The organism is Variovorax sp. ISS6 (genome assembly GCF_056523145.1).
In genome coordinates, this window is sequence record NZ_JAWRZC010000001.1 from 4,157,464 (window position 1) to 4,176,621 (window position 19,158).

Below are 19,158 nucleotides of genomic sequence, written 5' to 3' on the forward strand. Positions count from 1 at the left end.
CCTGTTGCTGCTGGTGTCGGCGGCGGTGATCTGTGCCGGCTGGCAGGCCGGCAACATGCTGGCCCTCGGTCTCGGCGGTTTCGGCCTGGCCCTCGGCGCGGCGCTGGCGCTGGCCGCGCCCGATCGCGAAACGCTCAGGCGGACGCGGGCGCTTCGGCGGGCGGCAGCGCGAGCACGGTGCGCACGCGCACGCAATCCTTGATGTGCTGTTCGCCCAGGGCACGCAGCGCGGCATAGCCGAGCGCGGCCGACACCACCTGGCCGGCGATCGGCACGTACTTGGTGGCCTGCTTGGCCGTGAGCCGCATGCCGGCATGGCGCGCGAGCTTGATCAGCAGCTCGCGCGTGACCAGCCGGCCGACCAGCAGCGCGCCGACGGTGGTGGCGGCCTTCTGCACGCGTTCGCGCTGGTGCGTGCCGAGGCGGTCGATCTGGGTCACCGAGAGCCCGAATTCGGCGCTGATCTGCGGCACCAGCCGCGAGAGCAGGGCGGCATCGGCCATCCAGTCCACGCCCGGCAGCGGCACCGCGCTGGCGGCCGCGGCCATCAGGGCCTTGCGGCCGAGCAGGCGCCGGCTGCGGTGGATGGCGGCGATCAGCTTCTCGTCGCCCTGGGCCAGTTCGATGGCGGATGGCATGCGATGCACCTCCCGGGTGGTCGTCGGATGAATGGGGATCTTCCGATAGATGGTCCGGCCGGGCGGTGGTTCAAGGCCTGCAAGCGTTACAGGCGTTTCAGGCCCGTCACGCGCTCAGGGCTTCCAGCTGGTCCGACAGCGCGAGCCAGCGTTCCTCGAGCTGGCCGATCTCGTCGTTGAGCGCCTTGAGCCGCTTGCCGGCCTCGGCGATCTCGGCCGGCGGCAGCGGCTCGGCCAGCCGGGCCTCGAGCGCGGTGCGCTCGCTGCCGGCCGCGGCCATGCGCTCGTCGATCTTCGAGAGCTCGCGCTTCAGCGGCTTGGCCTGCTCGCTGCGCTGCTGGCGCTCCTGGGCGTCCTGCTTGCGCGACGCGGCCGGCGGCGCCACGGGGGCGGGCGCGGCCACCGGCGCGGCGGCGGCTGCGTTCGCCACCTTGGCCTCCTCGCGCAGCCGCTTGGCCTCGTCGAGCAGGTAGCGCTGGTAGTCGTCGAGGTCGCCGTCGAAATCGCCGACCACGCCGCGGCCCACGAGCCAGAACTCGTCGCAGACCGAGCGCAGCAGCGCGCGGTCGTGGCTCACGAGCATCAGCGTGCCCTCGAACTCGTTGAGCGCCACGGCCAGGGCCTCGCGCGTGGCGAGGTCCAGGTGGTTGGTGGGCTCGTCGAGCAGCAGCAGGTTGGGCCGTTGCCAGACCATCATCGCGAGCACCAGCCGCGCCTTCTCGCCGCCGCTCATGGTGCCCACGGGCTGCTTCACCATGTCGCCGCTGAAGTTGAAGCTGCCGAGGTAGCCGCGCAGCGCCTGTTCGCCGGTGGCTTCCTTCACGCTGCTGCCGAGTTCGCGCGCCATGCGCACCATGTGCTCGAGCGGGTTGCTCTCGGGGTGCAGCACGTCGAGTTCCTGCTGCGCGAAGTAGCCGATGTTCAGGCCCTTGCCCTCGGTGACCTGGCCGGCCAGCGCGCCCATCTCGCGCGCGATGGTCTTCACCAGCGTCGACTTGCCCTGGCCGTTGGCGCCCAGGATGCCGATGCGCTGGCCCGCGAGCACCGAGCGGTTGACGCCGCGCAGGATGGTCTTGGGCTCCTCGTTCTCGATCTCGTAGCCGAAGCTCGCGTTGCTGATCGACAGCATCGGGTTCGGGATGTTGCCCGGCTCCTTGAACTCGAAGCTGAAGTCGGCCTCGGCCAGCAGCGGCGCCACGCGCTCCATGCGCTCGAGCGCCTTCACGCGGCTCTGGGCCTGCTTGGCCTTGCTGGCCTTGGCCTTGAAGCGGTCGATGAACTTCTGCAGGTGGGCGATCTTGTCCTGCTGCTTGACGAAGGCCTGCTGCTGCTGCTCCATCTGCAGCGCGCGCATGTCCTCGAACTTGCTGTAGTTGCCGCCGTAGCGCGTGAGCTGGGCGTTGGCGATGTGCAGGGTCACGTCGGTCACGGCGTCGAGGAACTCGCGGTCGTGGCTGATGACGATCATGGTGCCCGCGTAGCGCTGCAGCCAGGCTTCGAGCCAGACCAGGGCGTCGAGGTCCAGGTGGTTGGTGGGTTCGTCGAGCAGCAGCAGGTCGCTCGGGCACATCAGCGCGCGCGCGAGCTGCAGCCGCATGCGCCAGCCGCCCGAGAAGCTGTTGACCGGCGCGTCGAGCTCGTGCGCCTTGAAGCCCAGGCCCAGGATCAGCGCCTGCGCGCGCGGCACGGCGTCGTGCTCGCCGGCATCGGCCAGGTCGGTGTAGGCATGCGCGAGCGCCATGCCCGCGTCGGCATCGTCGGGATCGGTCGCGTGCGCGGCCTCGGCCAGCGCGAGCGCTTCGCGCAGCTCGACCAGGCGGGTGTCGCCGCCCACCACGAAGTCGGTGGCCGACTCCTCGGTCTCGGGCATGTTCTGCGCGACCTGCGCCATGCGCCACTGCTTGGGCACGGAGAAATCGCCGCCATCCTCGTGCAGGGTGCCGTTGAGCAGCGCGAACAGCGTGGACTTGCCCGCGCCGTTGCGGCCCACCAGGCCGACCTTCTCGCCGGGGTTGAGGGTGACGGTGGCGCCGTCGAGCAGGACCTTGGCGCTGCGGCGAAGAATGACGTTCTTGAGAGTGATCATGAAATGGAGCCCAACCCCGGATTATCCGAGTTGGGCCGAAAGGGGGGCGGAATACGGGTACCGGACGCAGAGGACGCGAAGATTTCGCGAAGGACGCAAAAAAGAGATTTCCTGGTTTCTTTCGCGTCCTTCGCGAAATCTTCGCGTTCTTCGCGTCCGGTCAGCCCGCTTTCAACAGCGCCTCACGCGTGACCAGCAGCACCTGGTCGTCGCCGGCCGAGGTTTCGAGCCATACCACCTCGAGCTGCGGAAACGCCGCCTCGAAGTGCTCGCGCTCGTTGCCGATCTCCAGCACCAGCACCGCGTGCTCGCTCATGCGCGCGGGCGCGTCGGCGAACAGCCGGCGCACGAAATCCATGCCGTCGGCGCCGCCGGCCAGCGCCAGCTCGGGCTCGGCGCGGTATTCGGCGGGCAGGGCGGCCATGCTGTCGCTGTTGACGTAGGGCGGGTTGCACAGCACCAGGTCGTAGGGGCCGGGCGTGGCCGCGAGGCCGTCGGATTCGATCAGCGTCACGCGCGCATCGAGCGCGTGGCGCGTGACGTTGATCGCCGCCACCTCGAGCGCCGCCACCGACAGGTCGGCCGCGTCCACCCTCACCTCGGGATAGGTCAGCGCCGCGAGCACCGCGAGACTGCCGTTGCCGGTGCACAGGTCGAGCACGCGCTGCGTGTGCTCGCCGAGCCAGTAGTCGATGGAGCCGTCGGCGATCAGCTCGGCGATGAAGCTGCGCGGCACGATGGCGCGCTCGTCGACGTAGAAGGACACGCCCTGCAGCCAGGCTTCCTTGGTGAGGTAGGCGGCGGGCTTGCGGCTCGCGATGCGCTCGGCGATCAGCGCCTCGACCTTGGCCGCGTCGGCCGGCGCCACCGGCGTGTCGGCCACGGCGTCGAGTTCGTCGAGCGGCAGCTTCAGGCGCCACAGCACCAGCCAGGCCGCTTCGTCGAAGGCGTTGGCCGTGCCATGGCCGAAGGCCACGCCGGCCTGTTCCAGTTGCTCGGCGCCGGCTTCGATCAGCGCGATGACGGTCTTCATGGCGCGAGCGCAGCGTCGAGCTGCTTCAGGGTGCGCAGGTAGATGTTCTTCAGCGTCTCGATCTCGGCCACGTCGATGTGCTCGTCGATCTTGTGGATGCTGGCGTTCACCGGGCCGAGCTCGACCACCTGCGGGCAGACCTTGGCGATGAAGCGCGCGTCGCTGGTGCCGCCGCTGGTCGACAGCTCGGTCTCGATGCCGGTCTCGTCGCGGATCGCGCCCTGCACGGCCGCGACCAGTTCGCCCGGCGTGGTCAGGAAGGGCAGGCCGCCGACGGTCCAGGCCAGCGTGCAGTCGACGCCATGCGCGTCGAGCACGGCCTGCACGCGCTGCTGCAGCGACTCGGGGGTGGACTCGGTCGAGAAGCGGAAATTGAAGTCGATCACCGCGCTGCCCGGGATCACGTTGCTCGCGCCGGTGCCCGCGTGGAAGTTGCTGATCTGCCAGCTCGTGGGCTGGAACCAGGCATTGCCGGCGTCCCAGCCGCCGGCCGCGTTGATCGCGACCAGCTCGGCCAGCGCGGGCGCCACCGCATGCACCGGGTTCTTCGCAAGGTGCGGGTAGGCGATGTGGCCCTGCACGCCCTTGACCGTGAGCTTGCCGCTCATGGTGCCGCGGCGGCCGTTCTTGATCATGTCGCCGCAGCGCTCGACGGCCGTGGGCTCGCCGACGATGCAGTAGTCGAGCTTCTCGCCGCGCGCGGCCAGCGCATTGCACACGACCACGGTGCCGTCGACGCCCGGGCCTTCCTCGTCGCTCGTGAGCAGCAGCGCCAGCGTCAGGCGCGGATCGGGCACGGCCTGCAGGAATTCCTCGATCGAGACCACGAAGGCGGCCACCGAGGTCTTCATGTCGCAGGCGCCGCGGCCGTAGAGCTTGCCGTCGCGGTGCGTGGGCGTGAACGGGTGGCTGGTCCACTGCTCGACGGGGCCGGTGGGCACCACGTCGGTGTGGCCCGCGAACACCAGCGTTTTCGTGGCGGCCGAGGCGTCGGCCGGACGGCGCACTGCCCACAGGTTGGTGACCCGGAAGTCCGCCGGACCGCTCTCGATGGTCTCGAGCGCGAAGCCCAGCCGCGCGAGCCGCTCGCCCAGGATCTGTTGGCAGCCCGCGTCGTCGGGGGTGACGGAAGGGCGCGAGATCAGTTGTTCGGCGAGCTGGAGCGTGCGGGACATCGGGTGGGCGGTTCTCAGAATTTCACGTCGAGCGTGATGTCGGTGAAGGTGGGCTCGTCGAGCTGGTCGGTCAGGTGCCGCTCGTCGGCCTGGGACTTGGGCGCCTGGCGGTTCTGCAGGCGCCACATGAGGTTGGTGGGCGAATCGGCATGGGCCAGCCCTTCCTCGCGGGTGATGCGCTCCTCGATCACGAGGCGCGCGATGTCTTCCTCGAAGGTCTGCGAGCCTTCGGCCATGGATTTCTCCATCGCCTCCTTGACGCCCGAGAAGTCGCCCTTCTCGATCAGCTCGGCCACCAGCGCGGTGTTGAGCATGACCTCGAGCGCGGGCACGCGCGCGCCCTGGGGCGTGCGCAGCAGCCGCTGCGAGACGATGGCGCGCAGCGCCGAGCCCAAGTCGCCCAGCAGCGTGGGGCGCACCTCGACCGGGAAGAAGCTCAGCACGCGGTTGAGCGCGCGGTAGCTGTTGTTGGCATGCAGCGTGGCCACGCACAGGTGGCCCGACTGCGCATAGGCGATGGCCGCGGTCATGGTCTCGCGGTCGCGGATCTCGCCGATCTGGATCACGTCGGGCGCCTGGCGCAGCGCGTTCTTCAGCGCCGTCTGCAGCGACTGCGTGTCGCTGCCCACCTCGCGCTGGTTCACCAGCGAGCGCTTGTTGGTGTAGGTGAACTCGATCGGCTCCTCGACCGTGAGGATGTGGCCGCTGGCGTGCTCGTTGCGGTAGTCGAGCATCGAGGCCAGCGTGGTGGTCTTGCCGGCACCGGTGGCGCCCACCATCAGGATCAGCCCGCGCTTTTCCATGATGAGCGTCTTGAGGATGTCGGGCAGGTTGAGCTCGTCGAAGCCCGGGATGACCGAGGCGATGTGCCGCACCACCACCGCATAGGTGCCGCGCTGGCGCATCGCGCTGATGCGGAAGTTGCCCGCGCCCTCGATCGCCACCGCCATGTTGAGCTCGCCGTTGGCCTCGAGCTCCTGGATGCGCGCGGGCGGCACCACCTCGGCCAGCAGCGCGAGCGGCGCGGCCGGCGGCAGCACCTGCGCATTGACCGGCACGCACACGCCGTTGATGCGGATCTGCACCGGGGAGTGCGCCGACAGGTAGATGTCGGAGGCCTTGCGCTCGGCCATCAGCCGAAGAATTCGCTCCATCATGTTCATCGTCGCTCTCCTTCTCCTCGGTCGTTCGGCGGTGCCGTCGTGGCGCTCTGGTGGAACGGAAAAAAAGCGGCCCCCTCGGGCCGCCCGGATCGATCTTTCGATCAGTCGCGCAGCAGGTCGTTGAGGCTGGTCTTCGAGCGCGTCTGCGCGTCGACCGTCTTCACGATGATCGCGGCATAGGTGCTGTAGTCCTGGCCCGACTTGGTCTTCTTGGGCAGGTTGCCGCTGATCACCACGCTGCCGCTGGGCACGCGGCCGTACGAGATTTCGCCGGTGTCGCGGTTGAAGATCGGCGTGCTCTGGCCGATATACACGCCCATGCCGAGCACCGAGTTCTCTTCCACGATCACGCCTTCGACCACTTCGGAGCGCGCGCCGATGAAGCAGTTGTCCTCGATGATGGTCGGGTTGGCCTGCAGCGGCTCGAGCACGCCGCCCAGGCCCACGCCGCCCGACAGGTGCACGTTGGCGCCGACCTGCGCGCACGAGCCCACGGTGGCCCAGGTGTCGACCATGGTGCCTTCGCCCACGTAGGCGCCGATGTTCACGTACGAGGGCATCAGGATCGCGCCCTTGGCGATGAAGCTGCCGCGGCGGGCCACGGCCGGCGGCACGATGCGCACGCCCGAGTCCTTGAGCTCGCTGGCCGACAGGTGCGAGAACTTGGTCGGCACCTTGTCGTAGAAGCCGAGCGAGCCGGCCTGGATCTGCTCGTTGTCCTTGAGGCGGAACGACAGCAGCACGGCCTTCTTGATCCACTGGTGCACCGTCCACTGGCCCACGCCCTCGCGCGTGGCCACGCGCAGCTTGCCGTTGTTGAGTTCGACGATCACGTGCTCGACGGCATCGCGCACTTCGGCCGAGGAGGCGCTGGCGGAGATGTTGGCGCGGTCTTCCCACGCGGCGTCGATGATTTGTTGCAGTTGCTGGGTCATGAGAACTCTCGGATGAAGAAGCGAAAAATGGGGGGCGGGGAGAGGCAGGATCAGCGGCCGCCCTGCACGAAGCGCACGATGCGCTCGGCCGCCTCGACGCACTCGGCGGTCTCGGCCACCAGTGCCATGCGGATGCGGCCCTTGCCCGGGTTGACGGGGGCGCCGCCCTGCGGGCCGTGCGTGTCGCGTGCCAGATAGCTCCCCGGCAAAACCGTGACATTGTATTGAGCGTGAAGGGCGCGGGCGAAGCCTTCGTCGTCGCCGGCCCACACTTCGGGCACGCCGGCCCAGAGGTAGAAGCTGGCGTCGGGCAGGCGCACGTCGAGCACCGGCTCGAGCAGCGGCGTGACGGCCGCGAACTTGGCGCGGTACATCTCGCGGTTGCGCACCACGTGTTCCTCGTCGCCCCAGGCGGCGATGCTGGCCGCGGCCACGACGCCGCTCATGGCGCTGCCGTGGTAGGTGCGGTAGAGCAGGAATTTCTTGAGTATCTCGGCGTCGCCCGCGACGAAGCCGCTGCGCAGGCCCGGCACGTTGCTGCGCTTGGACAGCGAGGTCAGAGCGACCAGGTTCTTGAAGTCGCCGCGGCCAAGCCTGGCCGCCGCCTCCAGCCCGCCGAGCGGCGGCTCGTCGCGGAAGTAGATCTCGCTGTAGCACTCATCGGCGGCGATCACGAAACCGTGGCGCTCCGAGAGCTCGAACAGCTTGCGCCATTCGTCCAGCGGCATCACGGCGCCCGTGGGGTTGCCGGGCGAGCAGACGAAGACCAGCTGGGTGCGCTGCCAGATCGCCTCGGGCACGCTGTCCCAGTCGACCGCGAAGTTGCGCGCGGGCACGCTGGGCGCGTAGTAGGGCTCGGCGCCCGAGAGGAAGGCCGCGCCCTCGTAGATCTGGTAGAACGGGTTGGGCGAGATCACCACCGGCGGACGGGCCGTGTCGCTGGGGTCGATCACGGTCTGGGCCAGCGAGAACAACGCCTCGCGCGAGCCGTTGACCGGCAGCACCTGGGTGGCCGGGTCGAGCGCCAGGCCATAGCGGGTGCGCAGCCAGTCGGAGAACGAGGTGCGCAGCTTCAGGTCGCCGGCGGTGGCGGGGTAGGCGGCCAGCGCGCCGAGGCCGGCGCTCAGGGCTTCCTTGATGAATTCGGGGGTCGCGTGCTTGGGTTCGCCGATGCCGAGGCTGATGGGCTTCAGGTCGGGGTTCGGCGTGACGCCGGCGAACAGCTGCTTCAGCCGTTCGAAGGGATAGGGCTGGAGCCTGGAAAGCAGGGGATTCATGGGGCGCGATTATCGGCGACACGGGCCGCCGCCGCCCCGGCGCGGGCTCAGGGCGTGGCGCGGCGGTAGAAGGCCAGCGAGCCGGCCAGCGCCAGCAGCATCGCGCCGCAGGTGCGGTCAATCCAGCGCGCGGCGCGCGCGGTCAGCAGCTGCATCGCCTTGGCGCCGACGAAGGCATAGACCAGCATCACGGCCATGTCGAGGCCTGCGAACAGCACCGCGATGATCGCGTACTGCATGCCCTGCGACGCGGCGGGATCGATGAACTGCGGCAGCAGGGCCGAGCAGAACAGATAGCCCTTGGGATTGGTCACCGCCACCAGGAAGGACTTGAGGAAGACCTGCCGGCCGCTGCCCGGCGCGGCGGCCGCGCCCTCGGCGGGCCGCTCGAAGCTGCCGCCCTTCGAGCGCAGCATGCGGACGCCGAGCCAGGCGAGGTAGGCCGCGCCCACCCACTTGAGCATCGAGAACCAGAATTCCGAGGCCGCGAGCAGCGCGCCCAGGCCCAGCGCCACCGCGCCCACCAGCACGAAGTCCGACAGCATCGCGCCGAACATGCCCGGCAGCGCGCCGCGCACGCCGCGGCGCGAGCCGTTGCTCAGCGCCAGCAGCACGGTGGGGCCGGGCGTGGCGATGGCCGCCAGGGCCACGATGGAGAACAGCAAGGCGGTGGTGAGCGTCATGGTTTCTCGCGCGCGGAATCGATGGAAGGGTTCAGATCTTCTTCACCAGCACCTGGCTCTTGCGGTCCCAGTTGTACTTGCGCTTGCGCGCCTCGGGCAGCCAGTCGGGGTTGACCTGCTGGAAGCCGCGCTTGAGGAACCAGTGCATGGTGCGGGTGGTGAGCACGAACAGGCTCTCGATGCCCATGGCCTTGGCGCGGTGCTCGATGTGCTTGAGGATGCGTTCGCCGTCGCCCTGGGCCTGCGACTGCGGCGAGACGGTGAGCGCGGCCATCTCGGCGGTCTTGGCCTCGGGATAGGGATAGAGCGCGGCGCAGCCGAAGATCACGCCGTCGTGCTCGACCACCGTGTACTGGTGGATGTCGCGCTCGATCTCGGTGCGGTCGCGCTTGACCAGCGTGCCGTCGCGCTCGAAGGGCTCGATCAGTTGCAGGATGCCGCCGATGTCGTCCACGGTCGCCTCGCGCAGGCTCTCGAGCTTCTCGTCGATCACCATGGTGCCCACGCCGTCGTGCACGTAGACCTCGAGCAGCAGCGAGCCGTCGAGCGCGAACGGCAGGATGTGGTTGCGCTCCACGCCGGCCTTGCAGGCCTTCACGCAGTGCTGCAGGTAGAAGGCGGTGTCGGTCGGCTTCTGCGGCGGCGGCAGCGAGGCCAGCAGCTTCTCGGCGGCGTCCAGCGGCAGCTCGGTGTCGATCGGGTTGTCCTCGCTCTCGGGCAGCTCGCTGTCCATGCGGATGCCGGGAATCTCGGTCAGGAAGATCAGCTTGTCGGCCTGCAGCGCGATCGCCACGCTGGTGGCCACGTCCTCCATCGTGAGGTTGAAGGCCTCGCCGGTGGGCGAGAAGCCGAACGGCGAGATCAGCACCATGGCGCCGAAATCGAGCGTGCGGCGGATGCTGGTGGAGTCGACCTTGCGCACCAGCCCCGAATGCTTGAAGTCCACGCCGTCGACCACGCCCACGGGCCGCGCGGTGATGAAGTTGCCCGAGATCACGCGCACCGTCGAGCCCGCCATCGGCGTGTTCGGCAGCCCCTGGCTGAACGCGGCCTCGATCTCGTAGCGCAGCTGGCCCGCGGCTTCCTGCGCCGAGTCGAGCGCCACCGCGTCGGTGATGCGGATGCCGTGCGAGTACTTGGCCTCGTGGCCCTTGGCGGCGAGCTGCTCGTTGACCTGCGGGCGGAAGCCGTGCACCAGCACGATCTTCACGCCCATGCTCTGGATCAGGGCCAGGTCCTGCGCGATGCTCTGGAGCTTGCCGGCCGCGATCGCCTCGCCCGCGAGCCCGACCACGAAGGTCTTGCCACGGTGCGTGTGGATGTAGGGCGCGACGGAGCGGAACCAGGGCACGAAGGTGAAATTGAAGACGGTCGACATGGGGCGTGATTGTGCATTCTTGGACGCGTTTTGGTGCAGCGCATCAGGCCAGGGCGCGAAGCAGCCGCGCGGCGGCCCCGGCCGGCGGCGTGCCGCGGGCCTTGAACGACGCGAGCTGCGTGGCGTAGGCCTCCAGCGGCTCGGGCTCCGGCGCGGCCGCCGGTGCCGCCGCGGCCAGCGGCAGGCCGAGCAGCCCGGCGAGTTCGGCCGGCGCGATCGAGCCTCGCGCCATCAGTGCATCGACCACCGCGAGGAAGGCCGTCGCGTGCGACTCGATCAGCTCGAGCGCGCGGATGTGCTCGCGCGCCAGGATCTGCTCGATCTCCCGGTTGGTGGCCGCCACGTCGGTGTTGAGGTTGTCGTTGGCGTCGGTGGTCACATCGGTGCGGCTCCAGCGGCTGCCGAAGCCGTGGTGCCGCACGTGGCGCGCCGCGGTCGCGGTGGCCTGCGCGAGATCCTGCTCGGCGCCGGTGGTGGCACCGGCGTCGCCGAACACCAGCCGCTCGGCCGCGCGGCCGGCCAGGCTCACGCAGATGCTGTCGAGCGTGTTCTGCTTCGACCAGGCCTTGCGCTTCACGTAGCTGTTGTAGCCGCCCTCGAACGAGGCCACGTTGATGCGGATCTCCTGCGGCGCGCGGCCGAACAGCAGCGCATAGACCAGCCCGTGGCCGGCCTCGTGCACCGCCAGCAGCGCGCGGAAGTCGGCATTGGCGCGCTGCTTGATCCGGTTGAGCTCGAGCACCACCGGGAACTCGCGCCGCGCGAGGCGATGGCGCGCCACCATCCTCGCCTGGCCCTGCGCGCCGTCGCCCGCGTCGAGCATCAGCCACACCGGCTCGGCGCCGTTGGCGCCCTGCTCGAGCGCCCAGAGCGCGGCATTGACCAGGGTCGCGCTGAGGATCGCGTGGATCGACGAGAACAGCGGCCGCGTGCCCTGCGCGGGGAACACCGCGTTGGCGTAGATCTGCTCGTAGACGCTGGCGTCGAGCACGAAGCGCACGCCCGAGCTCTCCTGGATCTCGCCCACGTAGCGGTCGCAGATCGAGAGGATCAGCCGCACGTAGGTCGCGCGGTCGAACGAGGGGTAGATCACGTGGTCGTTGCCCAGCCGCGCGATCTGCTCGGGCTTGAAGCGCTCGGCCAGCGCCTTCTTGACGTCGATCAGCGAGAGCTTCTTCGTCAGCGCGTGGAAGATGTCGGCGTCGGTGTCGCAGTCCTCGACCCGCCTGGCGGTCTCGGCATACATCTCGTCGAGGTTGCCCGAGACGAACACCAGCAGCTTCGAGTAGTCGCTCTCCCAGCTCTGCTGCGAGGCGCGAAAGGCGCGCAGCCGTTCCTGGATCTCGGCCGGCTTCCAGGTCATGATCTCGAGCAGCGATTCGCGCAGCTTGAGGCAGCGCTTGAACTCCTGCGCTTCCCACGGCGAGAGCTGCAGCCGGCGCTTGCGGCGCGGCTTGCCGTCCTTCTCGTCGTCTTCCTCATCGTCTTCGTCCGCGCTCTTGCGATCCTGGTCGTACTCGGCCCAGGCCAGCGAGGACTCGATCTCGCCGAGCACCGACAGCGAGGGCGGCAGGCGGCCGTCGGACAGCAGCGCCCAGACGTCCTGGTAGCGCTCGACCTTGGTCTCCTTGCCGCGCTTGTCGACGGTGCGAAAGCGCTGGAACTCGTCGAGCACGAGGATGCCGCGCTCGCCCTCGGCGATGCCCGACTCGGCCAGCATGGCCGAGATCGAGCCGGCACTGCGGTGGCCCGAGCCGTGGCTGAAGCCGTCCATCTGCACTTCGATGAAGCGGTCGTAGAAGCCCAGGTGCTGAGCCAGGCGGCGCACCAGCTGCGTCTTGCCGGTGCCCGTGAGGCCCCACAGGCAGATCACGACCGGGCGGCCGATGAGCTGCGGCAGCACGTACCAGGCGCGCAGCGAATCGATCACGCGATCGATGATGTCGTCGATGCCGAAGAGCTCGGTCTTCAGCGATTGGGCCACGGCCTGCAGGTGGCGCGATCGCTGGGCCAGCGTCGCATGCAGGTCGGAATGGATGTCGTTGGACATGGCGGTCTTTTTCTTCTTCGGATGAATGGTCGGGAGACGGGAACGCGGCCGCTTCCCCGCGAACGGGGAGGGCTGCATGCGATGCACTGGGAGGGATCAGGGCGGCGCGCTTCGGATCGCTTCCGAAGCGTGCGGGCGGCGGCGTTCCGTGAGGGGAGGGAACGCGGCGCGCGCGGGCTTCGTCAGGCCGGGCGGGTCGACTTGACCCCGCCACGTGCAATCACGTGGCCTGCGCGTGAACGCAGCGAGGGGGGTACAAGGATGGTGGTCATGGCCGCGATCGTAGCGGCGCGCGGCCGGCGCGTAAAGAATATTTACGCCGCGGTGTGGAAGCGCTGCAACATCCGTGGTGCGCGCCGATAATCGACGGTTTGCCCGAAGAGCACGGGCGCCTGCGCTTGCGACCCCCTCCCTTGACGACCACGACGACTTCCCCCCTTCGCATCGACTTCCCCGAATCGCTGCCGGTCTCGGCCCGGCGCGACGAGATCATGGCCGCCATCCAGGCGCACCAGGTGGTGATCGTCTGCGGCGAGACCGGCTCGGGCAAGACCACGCAGTTGCCGAAGATCGCGCTGGCGCTGGGCCGCGGCAAGCTCAATGCAGAGCCCGGCAAGGGCCGCCTCATCGGCCACACGCAGCCGCGCCGCATCGCCGCGAGCTCGGTGGCCAAGCGCATCGCGGAGGAACTCAAGACGCCGCTGGGCGAGGTGGTCGGCTTCAAGGTGCGCTTCCAGGACCGCCTGTCGCGCGATGCCTCGGTCAAGCTGATGACCGACGGCATCCTGCTGGCCGAGACGCAGACCGACCCGCTGCTCAAGGCCTACGACACCATCATCATCGACGAGGCCCACGAGCGCTCGCTGAACATCGACTTCCTGCTCGGCTACCTGCGCGAGATCCTGCCGCGGCGGCCCGACCTCAAGGTGATCGTGACCTCGGCGACCATCGACGCCGACCGCTTCGCCCAGCACTTCGCCTCGGCCAAGGGACCGGCGCCTACGGTGTTCGTGTCGGGCCGCACCTTCCCCGTGGAGCAGCGCTACCGGCCCTTCGAGGAATCGCGCGACCACGACCTCAACGACGCCATCGCCGACGGCGTCGACGAGCTCTGGCGCGATCCGCACCATGCGGGCGACATCCTGGTCTTCCTGCCCGGCGAGCGCGAGATCCGCGAGGCTGCCGACCACCTGCGCCGGCACCTCACGCACCAGCCGCTCTACCGCAATGCCGAGGTGCTGCCGCTGTTCGCGCGGCTGTCGCAGGCCGAGCAGGACCGCATCTTCGACGGCCACACCGGCCGGCGCATCGTGCTGGCCACCAACGTGGCCGAGACCTCGCTCACCGTGCCGGGCATCCGCTACGTGATCGACGCGGGCACGGCGCGCGTGAAGCGCTACAGCTTCCGCAGCAAGGTCGAGCAACTGCTGGTCGAGCCGATCAGCCAGGCCGCCGCCAACCAGCGCGCGGGCCGCTGCGGCCGCGTGGCCAACGGCATCTGCATCCGCCTCTACGACGAGAAGGACTTCGAGGGCCGGCCGCGCTTCACCGATCCCGAGATCCTGCGCTCGTCGCTGGCGGGCGTGATCCTGCGCATGAAGTCGCTGCGGCTGGGCGACGTGTCGCGCTTTCCCTTCCTCGAGGCGCCGTCGCCGCGCGCCATCGCCGACGGCTACCAGCTGCTCAACGAGCTCGGCGCGGTCGACGATGCCAACGAGCTGACCGCCACCGGCGCCGAGCTCGCCAAGCTGCCGCTCGACCCGCGCGTGGGCCGCATGATCCTCGAGGCCCGTGCGCGCGGCGCGCTCGAGGAGGTGCTGGTGATCGCCTCGGCGCTCAGCGTGCAGGACGTGCGCGACCGCCCGATGGAAGCGCAGCAGCAGGCCGACCAGGCGCATTCGAAGTTCGATGACGAGAAGAGCGAGTTCAGCGGCTACCTGCGGCTGTGGAAGTGGATCGCCGACGCGCGCGGCGGCCACGGCGACAGCCACAAGCTCAGCAACCGCCAGTACGAGCAGTTGCTGCGCCAGAACTTCATCAACGTGCGCCGCGTGCGCGAATGGCGCGACATCCATTCGCAGCTGCTCACGGTGGTCACCGAGCACAAGTGGCGCATCAATGCCGAGCCCGCGGGCTACGAGCCGCTGCACCTGTCGATGCTCGCGGGCCTGCTCGGCAACATCGGCTGGAAGCTCGAGGACGACGAGGCCTACCTCGGCGCGCGCGGCATCAAGTTCTACAAGCACCCCGGCGCGCACCTGAAGAAGAAGCCCGGGCGCTGGATCGTGGCGGCCGAGCTGGTCGAGACCACGCGGCTGTTCGGCCGCGGCATCGCCAACATCGAGCCGCAGTGGCTCGAGCAGGTGGGCGGCCATCTGCTGAAGAAGCAGCTGCTCGATCCGCACTGGGAGAAGAAGAACGCGCAGGTGGCCGCGCTCGAGCGCGCCACGCTCTACGGCCTGGTGGTCTACAGCGGCCGGCGCGTCGACTTCACGCGCGTCGACCCGGTCGCCGCGCGCGAGATCTTCATCCGCGAGGCGCTGGTCGGCGGGCAGTGGGACAGCCGCTTTCCGTTCCTCGCGGCCAACCGCAAGCTGGTGCGCGAGGTCGAGGGCCTCGAGCACAAGTCGCGCCGGCAGGACGTGCTGGTCGACGACGAGCTGATCTTCGCCTTCTACGACGCGCAGCTGCCGGCCGACGTGGCCAGCGGCACGACCTTCGAGAACTGGTACCGGCAGGCCTCGAAGGAGCAGCCGCGCCTGCTGTTCCTCACGCGCGACGAGCTGATGCGCCACCAGGCGGCCGGCATCACCACCCAGTCGTTCCCGCCCACCTTGCGGCTCGGCGGCGTGGACTGCGCCGCGAGCTACCTGCACGAACCCGGCGATGCCAAGGACGGCCTCACGGTCAGCGTGCCGCTGTTCGTGCTCAACCAGGTCAGCGAGGAACGCTGCGAATGGCTGGTGACGGGCATGCTCAAGGACAAGATCCAGGCGCTGCTCAAGAGCCTGCCGCAGCGTCCGCGCTCGCGGCTGGTGCCGCTGCCCGAGTCGGCGGCGAAGCTGGCCGAGGCGCTGTCGGCGCCCGAGCTGTTCGGCACGGGCTCGCTGACCGACGTGCTGCTCAAGCGCGTGCGCGACATGACCAGCATCGACGTGAAGCGCGCCGACTTCAAGCTCGACATGCTCGCGCCGCACCTGTTCATGAACCTGCGCGTGGTCGACGAGCACGGCCGCCAGCTCGGCATGGGGCGCAACCTCGGCGCGCTCAAGGCCGAGCTCGGCGCGAAGGCCCGCGGTGCGTTCCAGGCGCTGGCCGGACTCAACGTGAAGGCCTCGGCCGAACCCGCCAAGACCGCGGCGCCCGCCGACGCGCGCCGCGCCCAGGAGGCCGCGCCGGCCGCGCCCGCCACGCCGGCGCTGCCGGCCGGCCAGCGCTACACCGCCTGGAGCTTCGGCGAACTGCCCGAGCTGATGGAGGTGCGCCGCGGCGCCCAGTCGCTGGTGGGCTTTCCCGCGCTGCGCGACGAGGGCGATGCCGTCACGATCGAGGTCTTCGACGAACCCGCGGTCGCGGCCGCGAAGCACCGCGCGGGCCTGCGACGGCTGTTCGCGCTGCAGCTCAAGGACGCGCTCAAGTACCTCGAGAAGAACATCCCCGACCTGCAGAAGATGGCCGTGGCCTACATGCCGCTGGGCACCGCCGACGAGCTGCGCGCGCAGATCGTCGAAGTGGCGATCGACCGTGCCTTCCTGCAGGAGCCGCTGCCGGCCGACGAGTTCGCGTTCAAGCGGCGGCTCGACGAGGGGCGCGGCCGGCTGACCCTGATCGCCAGCGAGGTGGCGCGGCTGGCCGCGACGATCCTCGTGGAGTACGCCGCGGCCGCGCGCAAGATCAAGGACACGAAGATCCAGCCCGAGTCGGTGCAGGACGCCGCGCAGCAGCTGCAGAAGCTGGTCGGCAAGCGCTTCATCGCCGATGCGCCGTGGACGCAGCTGCAGCATTTCGCGCGCTACCTCAAGGCCATCGTGCTGCGGCTCGACAAGCTGCGCGGCGACCCGGCGCGCGACACCGCCAAGCTGGCCGAGCTGCGGCCGCAGGAGCAGCGCTACTGGCGGCTGGTGGCCGAGCGCAAGGGCGTGGTCGACGACCGCATGCTCGAGTTCCGCTGGCTGCTCGAGGAGCTGCGCGTGAGCTTCTTCGCGCAGGAACTGCGCACGCCGCAGCCGGTGAGCGTGAAGCGGCTCGACAAGGCCTGGGCGCAGCTGCAGGCCTGACGGTCCTTTCGACGTTCCAAAGAAAAAGCCCGCTGCCGCGGGCTTCGTCCGAAGAGGCCTTCGCCTCGTCATGAAGGGCAAGGCGGCGTGCCGCCTCGCCCGCGCGTCATATCCTGCCCATGAGCACCAGGATGATCACGATCACGAGCACGAGACCAAGACCGCCGCTGGGTCCGTAGCCCCAGGTACGGCTGTGTCCCCAGCTCGGCAGCGCGCCGATCAGCAGAAGGATCAGGACGATCAGCAGGATGAACGAGAGCGACATGTTTTCTCCAGGGACGTTGTTATCGAGCCTCGATGCTCGTGACCCCGGGGTGCGCGCAGCGCAAGAGAGCCGCGCCTTCGCCGGTCAGGACTGTCCTACCGTGGGCGTCGGCGCCCGCGCCGGGTGGACTGCGCCGGTGTAGCCGCGGCGGCGATGGCGAGCACCAGCACGACCACCAGGAAGGCCGTGCCGATGGCGCCGAAGACGATGGACATGCCCCAGAGCGAGAAGAAGCCGTCGATGCGCGCGTTGCGCGGATTGCCGGGCGCATGCAGCACCTGCACCGCTTCGCCGATTTCGTAGGAGGGCGGGTTGCTGCTGGTCGAGGACTCGAACTCGATCGTCTCGCCTGCGGCCGTGCGGAAGCGCACGCGCGGCTTCCAGGTGCCGTCGCCGTCGTCGTCCGATTCCACGTGCAGCAGGTCGATCACCTCGCCGGGCGCGTGTACCGCGGAGCGGATGAAGTAGAGGGTGTGGGCCGCCACGAGCAGCGCCACCACGAACAGGGCCGCGCCGACGCCGCCGAAGATTTTCTGCAGGGTGCGAAGCTGGGGATTCGCCATGGCGCGCGTGCCTCCCTCAGCCGCCACGGTGCGAGGCGCCCGCGGCGAAGTCGCCGAGCAGGCCGCCGAGGCTCGCGAGCAGCAGGCAGAAGGCGAGGAAGCCCACGGTGCGCAGCAGGCCGAGCAGCGCCTGCCGCCAGGGCCGCGTGCGCAGGAAGAACACGGGCACGCCCAGCAGCGGGAACAGGCCCGCGAACAGCGCGATGCGCCCGCGCGGCACCTGGCCGCGCGCGAGCAGGTCGGCGCGGCACCAGGCGTAGCACAGCGCGGTGATCAGCGGCATGTGCAGCATGTCGACGACCGAGTACTGCCGGCCCGGCAGCATCGGCACGAAGGCGTCGGCCACGCCGGCGGCGAAGAAGGACAGCGCCAGCGCGCCGAGGATGAGCCGTGGCGCCTTCATCGCGTGCGGTCCCGTGGCCCGGCGCCGGTCGATGGGCTCAGAGCTTGGCGAGCCGGTCGAGCGCGGCGACCAGCGTCTCGTCCTTCTTGGCGAAGCAGAAGCGCACCACGCGCTGGTCGAAGCCGTCGCCGTAGAAGGCCGACAGCGGGATCGCCGCCACGCCGATCTCGCGCGTGAGCCAGAGGCAGAAGTCGGCTTCGGAGAGATCGCTGACCGCCGAGATGTCGACGCACTGGAAGTAGCTGCCTTCGCTGCGCAGCAGCTTGAAGCGGGTCCTGGCGAGGCCGGCGGCGAACAGGTCGCGCTTGCGCTGGTAGAAGGCCGGCAGCTCGAGGTAGGGCGCGGGGTTGGCCATGTAGCGCGCCAGCGCATGCTGCATCGGCGTGTTGACGGTGAACACGTTGAACTGGTGCACCTTGCGGAACTCGGCCATCAGCGGCGCCGGCGCGGCCACGAAGCCGACCTTCCAGCCGGTGACGTGGTAGGTCTTGCCGAAGCTGCTGACGATGAAGCTGCGCGCCGCCAGCCCGGGGAAGCGGGCCACGCTCTCGTGGCGCGCGCCGTCGTAGACCATGTGCTCGTAGACCTCGTCGGCGATCACGAACACCTCGGTGGGCGCGAGCAGTTCCTCGAGCCGGCGCATCTCGGCCTCGGTCCACACGGTGGCGCTGGGGTTGTGCGGCGTGTTGATGATGATCGCGCGCGTGCGTGGGCTTAAAGCGGCGGCGATGCGGTCGAAATCGGGTCGGAAGCTGCCCGGCACCAGCGGCACGCGCACCACGCTGCCGCCCGCGAGCTCGATGTTGGGCACGTAGCTGTCGTAGCAGGGCTCGAGCACGATCACCTCGTCGCCCGCGCGCACCACCGCGAGGATGGCCGTGATGATCGCCTGCGTGGCGCCCGCGGTCACCGTGATCTCGGCCGCGGCGCTGTAGCGGTGGCCGTAGAGCGCCTCGATCTTGGCCGCGATGGCATCGCGCAGCGCGGGGATGCCCGGCATCGGCGGGTACTGGTTGTGGCCCGCGGCCATGGCGGCCGTCACGTCCTCGAGCAGTTGCGGATCGCAATGGAAATCGGGGAAGCCCTGGCCCAGGTTGACCGCGTTCTTCTCGGCCGCGAGCGCGGACATCACGGTGAAGATGGTGGTGCCGACGGCGGGCAGCTTGGACGCGATCTCGGGCGTGCGGGGAGAAGGGGCGGTGCTCATGGTGGGATGCGTGGAAGGAAGGTCG

Annotated in this window: 15 protein-coding genes; 1 reads left to right on the plus strand and 14 read right to left on the minus strand. The window is 69.5% G+C overall.

Annotated features, from left to right (window positions below; translation table 11 throughout):
* Positions 1 to 134 precede the first annotated feature (134 nt).
* The 10 genes from AC1HIL_RS19430 to AC1HIL_RS19475 form a co-directional block, all read right to left on the minus strand.
* Positions 135 to 638, minus strand: coding sequence for a hypothetical protein (locus AC1HIL_RS19430; RefSeq protein WP_057591751.1), 504 nt, complete (start codon positions 636 to 638; stop codon positions 135 to 137).
* Between the two features lie 106 nt (positions 639 to 744).
* Positions 745 to 2,724 (minus strand): ABC-F family ATP-binding cassette domain-containing protein, encoded by a 1,980-nt coding sequence (locus AC1HIL_RS19435; protein WP_057591750.1) that lies wholly within the window; start codon positions 2,722 to 2,724, stop codon positions 745 to 747.
* A 160-nt stretch (positions 2,725 to 2,884) separates the two neighbouring features.
* Positions 2,885 to 3,757, minus strand: a complete 873-nt coding sequence (gene prmB / locus AC1HIL_RS19440; RefSeq protein ID WP_479669798.1) for a 50S ribosomal protein L3 N(5)-glutamine methyltransferase — start codon at positions 3,755 to 3,757, stop codon at positions 2,885 to 2,887.
* Entirely contained in the window at positions 3,754 to 4,932 is a 1,179-nt protein-coding gene (dapE, locus tag AC1HIL_RS19445; protein WP_296735560.1) for a succinyl-diaminopimelate desuccinylase, read from the minus strand. The genes prmB and dapE overlap by 4 nt, the downstream gene beginning before the upstream one ends.
* A gap of 14 nt (positions 4,933 to 4,946) precedes the next feature.
* A complete protein-coding gene (locus AC1HIL_RS19450) occupies positions 4,947 to 6,095 on the minus strand; it encodes a PilT/PilU family type 4a pilus ATPase (RefSeq protein WP_057591747.1) in 1,149 nt (382 codons plus the stop codon).
* Positions 6,096 to 6,196: 101 nt separating this feature from the next.
* A complete protein-coding gene (dapD, locus tag AC1HIL_RS19455) occupies positions 6,197 to 7,030 on the minus strand; it encodes a 2,3,4,5-tetrahydropyridine-2,6-dicarboxylate N-succinyltransferase (RefSeq protein WP_057591746.1) in 834 nt (277 codons plus the stop codon).
* 50 nt (positions 7,031 to 7,080) lie between these two features.
* Positions 7,081 to 8,307 (minus strand): succinyldiaminopimelate transaminase, encoded by a 1,227-nt coding sequence (dapC, locus tag AC1HIL_RS19460; RefSeq protein WP_479669799.1) that lies wholly within the window; start codon positions 8,305 to 8,307, stop codon positions 7,081 to 7,083.
* 47 nt (positions 8,308 to 8,354) lie between these two features.
* Complete coding sequence (locus AC1HIL_RS19465; RefSeq protein WP_261205856.1) at positions 8,355 to 8,990, minus strand: LysE family translocator; 636 nt, start codon at positions 8,988 to 8,990, stop codon at positions 8,355 to 8,357.
* A gap of 31 nt (positions 8,991 to 9,021) precedes the next feature.
* On the minus strand, positions 9,022 to 10,368 hold the full coding sequence (argA, locus tag AC1HIL_RS19470) for an amino-acid N-acetyltransferase (protein WP_057591743.1): 1,347 nt from the start codon (positions 10,366 to 10,368) through the stop codon (positions 9,022 to 9,024).
* A gap of 43 nt (positions 10,369 to 10,411) precedes the next feature.
* Positions 10,412 to 12,418, minus strand: a complete 2,007-nt coding sequence (locus AC1HIL_RS19475) for an AAA family ATPase (protein ID WP_479669800.1) — start codon at positions 12,416 to 12,418, stop codon at positions 10,412 to 10,414.
* A gap of 491 nt (positions 12,419 to 12,909) precedes the next feature.
* On the opposite strand from AC1HIL_RS19475, the gene hrpA reads away from it, so the two are divergent.
* On the plus strand, positions 12,910 to 16,695 hold the full coding sequence (hrpA, locus tag AC1HIL_RS19480) for an ATP-dependent RNA helicase HrpA (RefSeq protein WP_412179544.1): 3,786 nt from the start codon (positions 12,910 to 12,912) through the stop codon (positions 16,693 to 16,695).
* 106 nt (positions 16,696 to 16,801) lie between these two features.
* On the opposite strand, the gene AC1HIL_RS19485 is transcribed toward hrpA, so the two are convergent.
* The 4 genes from AC1HIL_RS19485 to AC1HIL_RS19500 all read right to left on the minus strand — a co-directional run bounded on the left by AC1HIL_RS19485 (position 16,802) and on the right by AC1HIL_RS19500 (position 19,133).
* Positions 16,802 to 16,960, minus strand: coding sequence for a DUF3309 family protein (locus AC1HIL_RS19485; RefSeq protein WP_082321553.1), 159 nt, complete (start codon positions 16,958 to 16,960; stop codon positions 16,802 to 16,804).
* 95 nt (positions 16,961 to 17,055) lie between these two features.
* The gene (locus AC1HIL_RS19490; RefSeq protein WP_479669801.1) at positions 17,056 to 17,523 is read right to left on the minus strand and encodes a DUF3592 domain-containing protein; all 468 of its coding nucleotides are present in this window, start codon (positions 17,521 to 17,523) and stop codon (positions 17,056 to 17,058) included.
* A 16-nt stretch (positions 17,524 to 17,539) separates the two neighbouring features.
* Positions 17,540 to 17,926, minus strand: a complete 387-nt coding sequence (locus AC1HIL_RS19495; RefSeq protein WP_296735548.1) for a rard protein — start codon at positions 17,924 to 17,926, stop codon at positions 17,540 to 17,542.
* 37 nt (positions 17,927 to 17,963) lie between these two features.
* Positions 17,964 to 19,133, minus strand: a complete 1,170-nt coding sequence (locus AC1HIL_RS19500) for a pyridoxal phosphate-dependent aminotransferase (protein WP_479669802.1) — start codon at positions 19,131 to 19,133, stop codon at positions 17,964 to 17,966.
* Positions 19,134 to 19,158 lie beyond the last annotated feature (25 nt).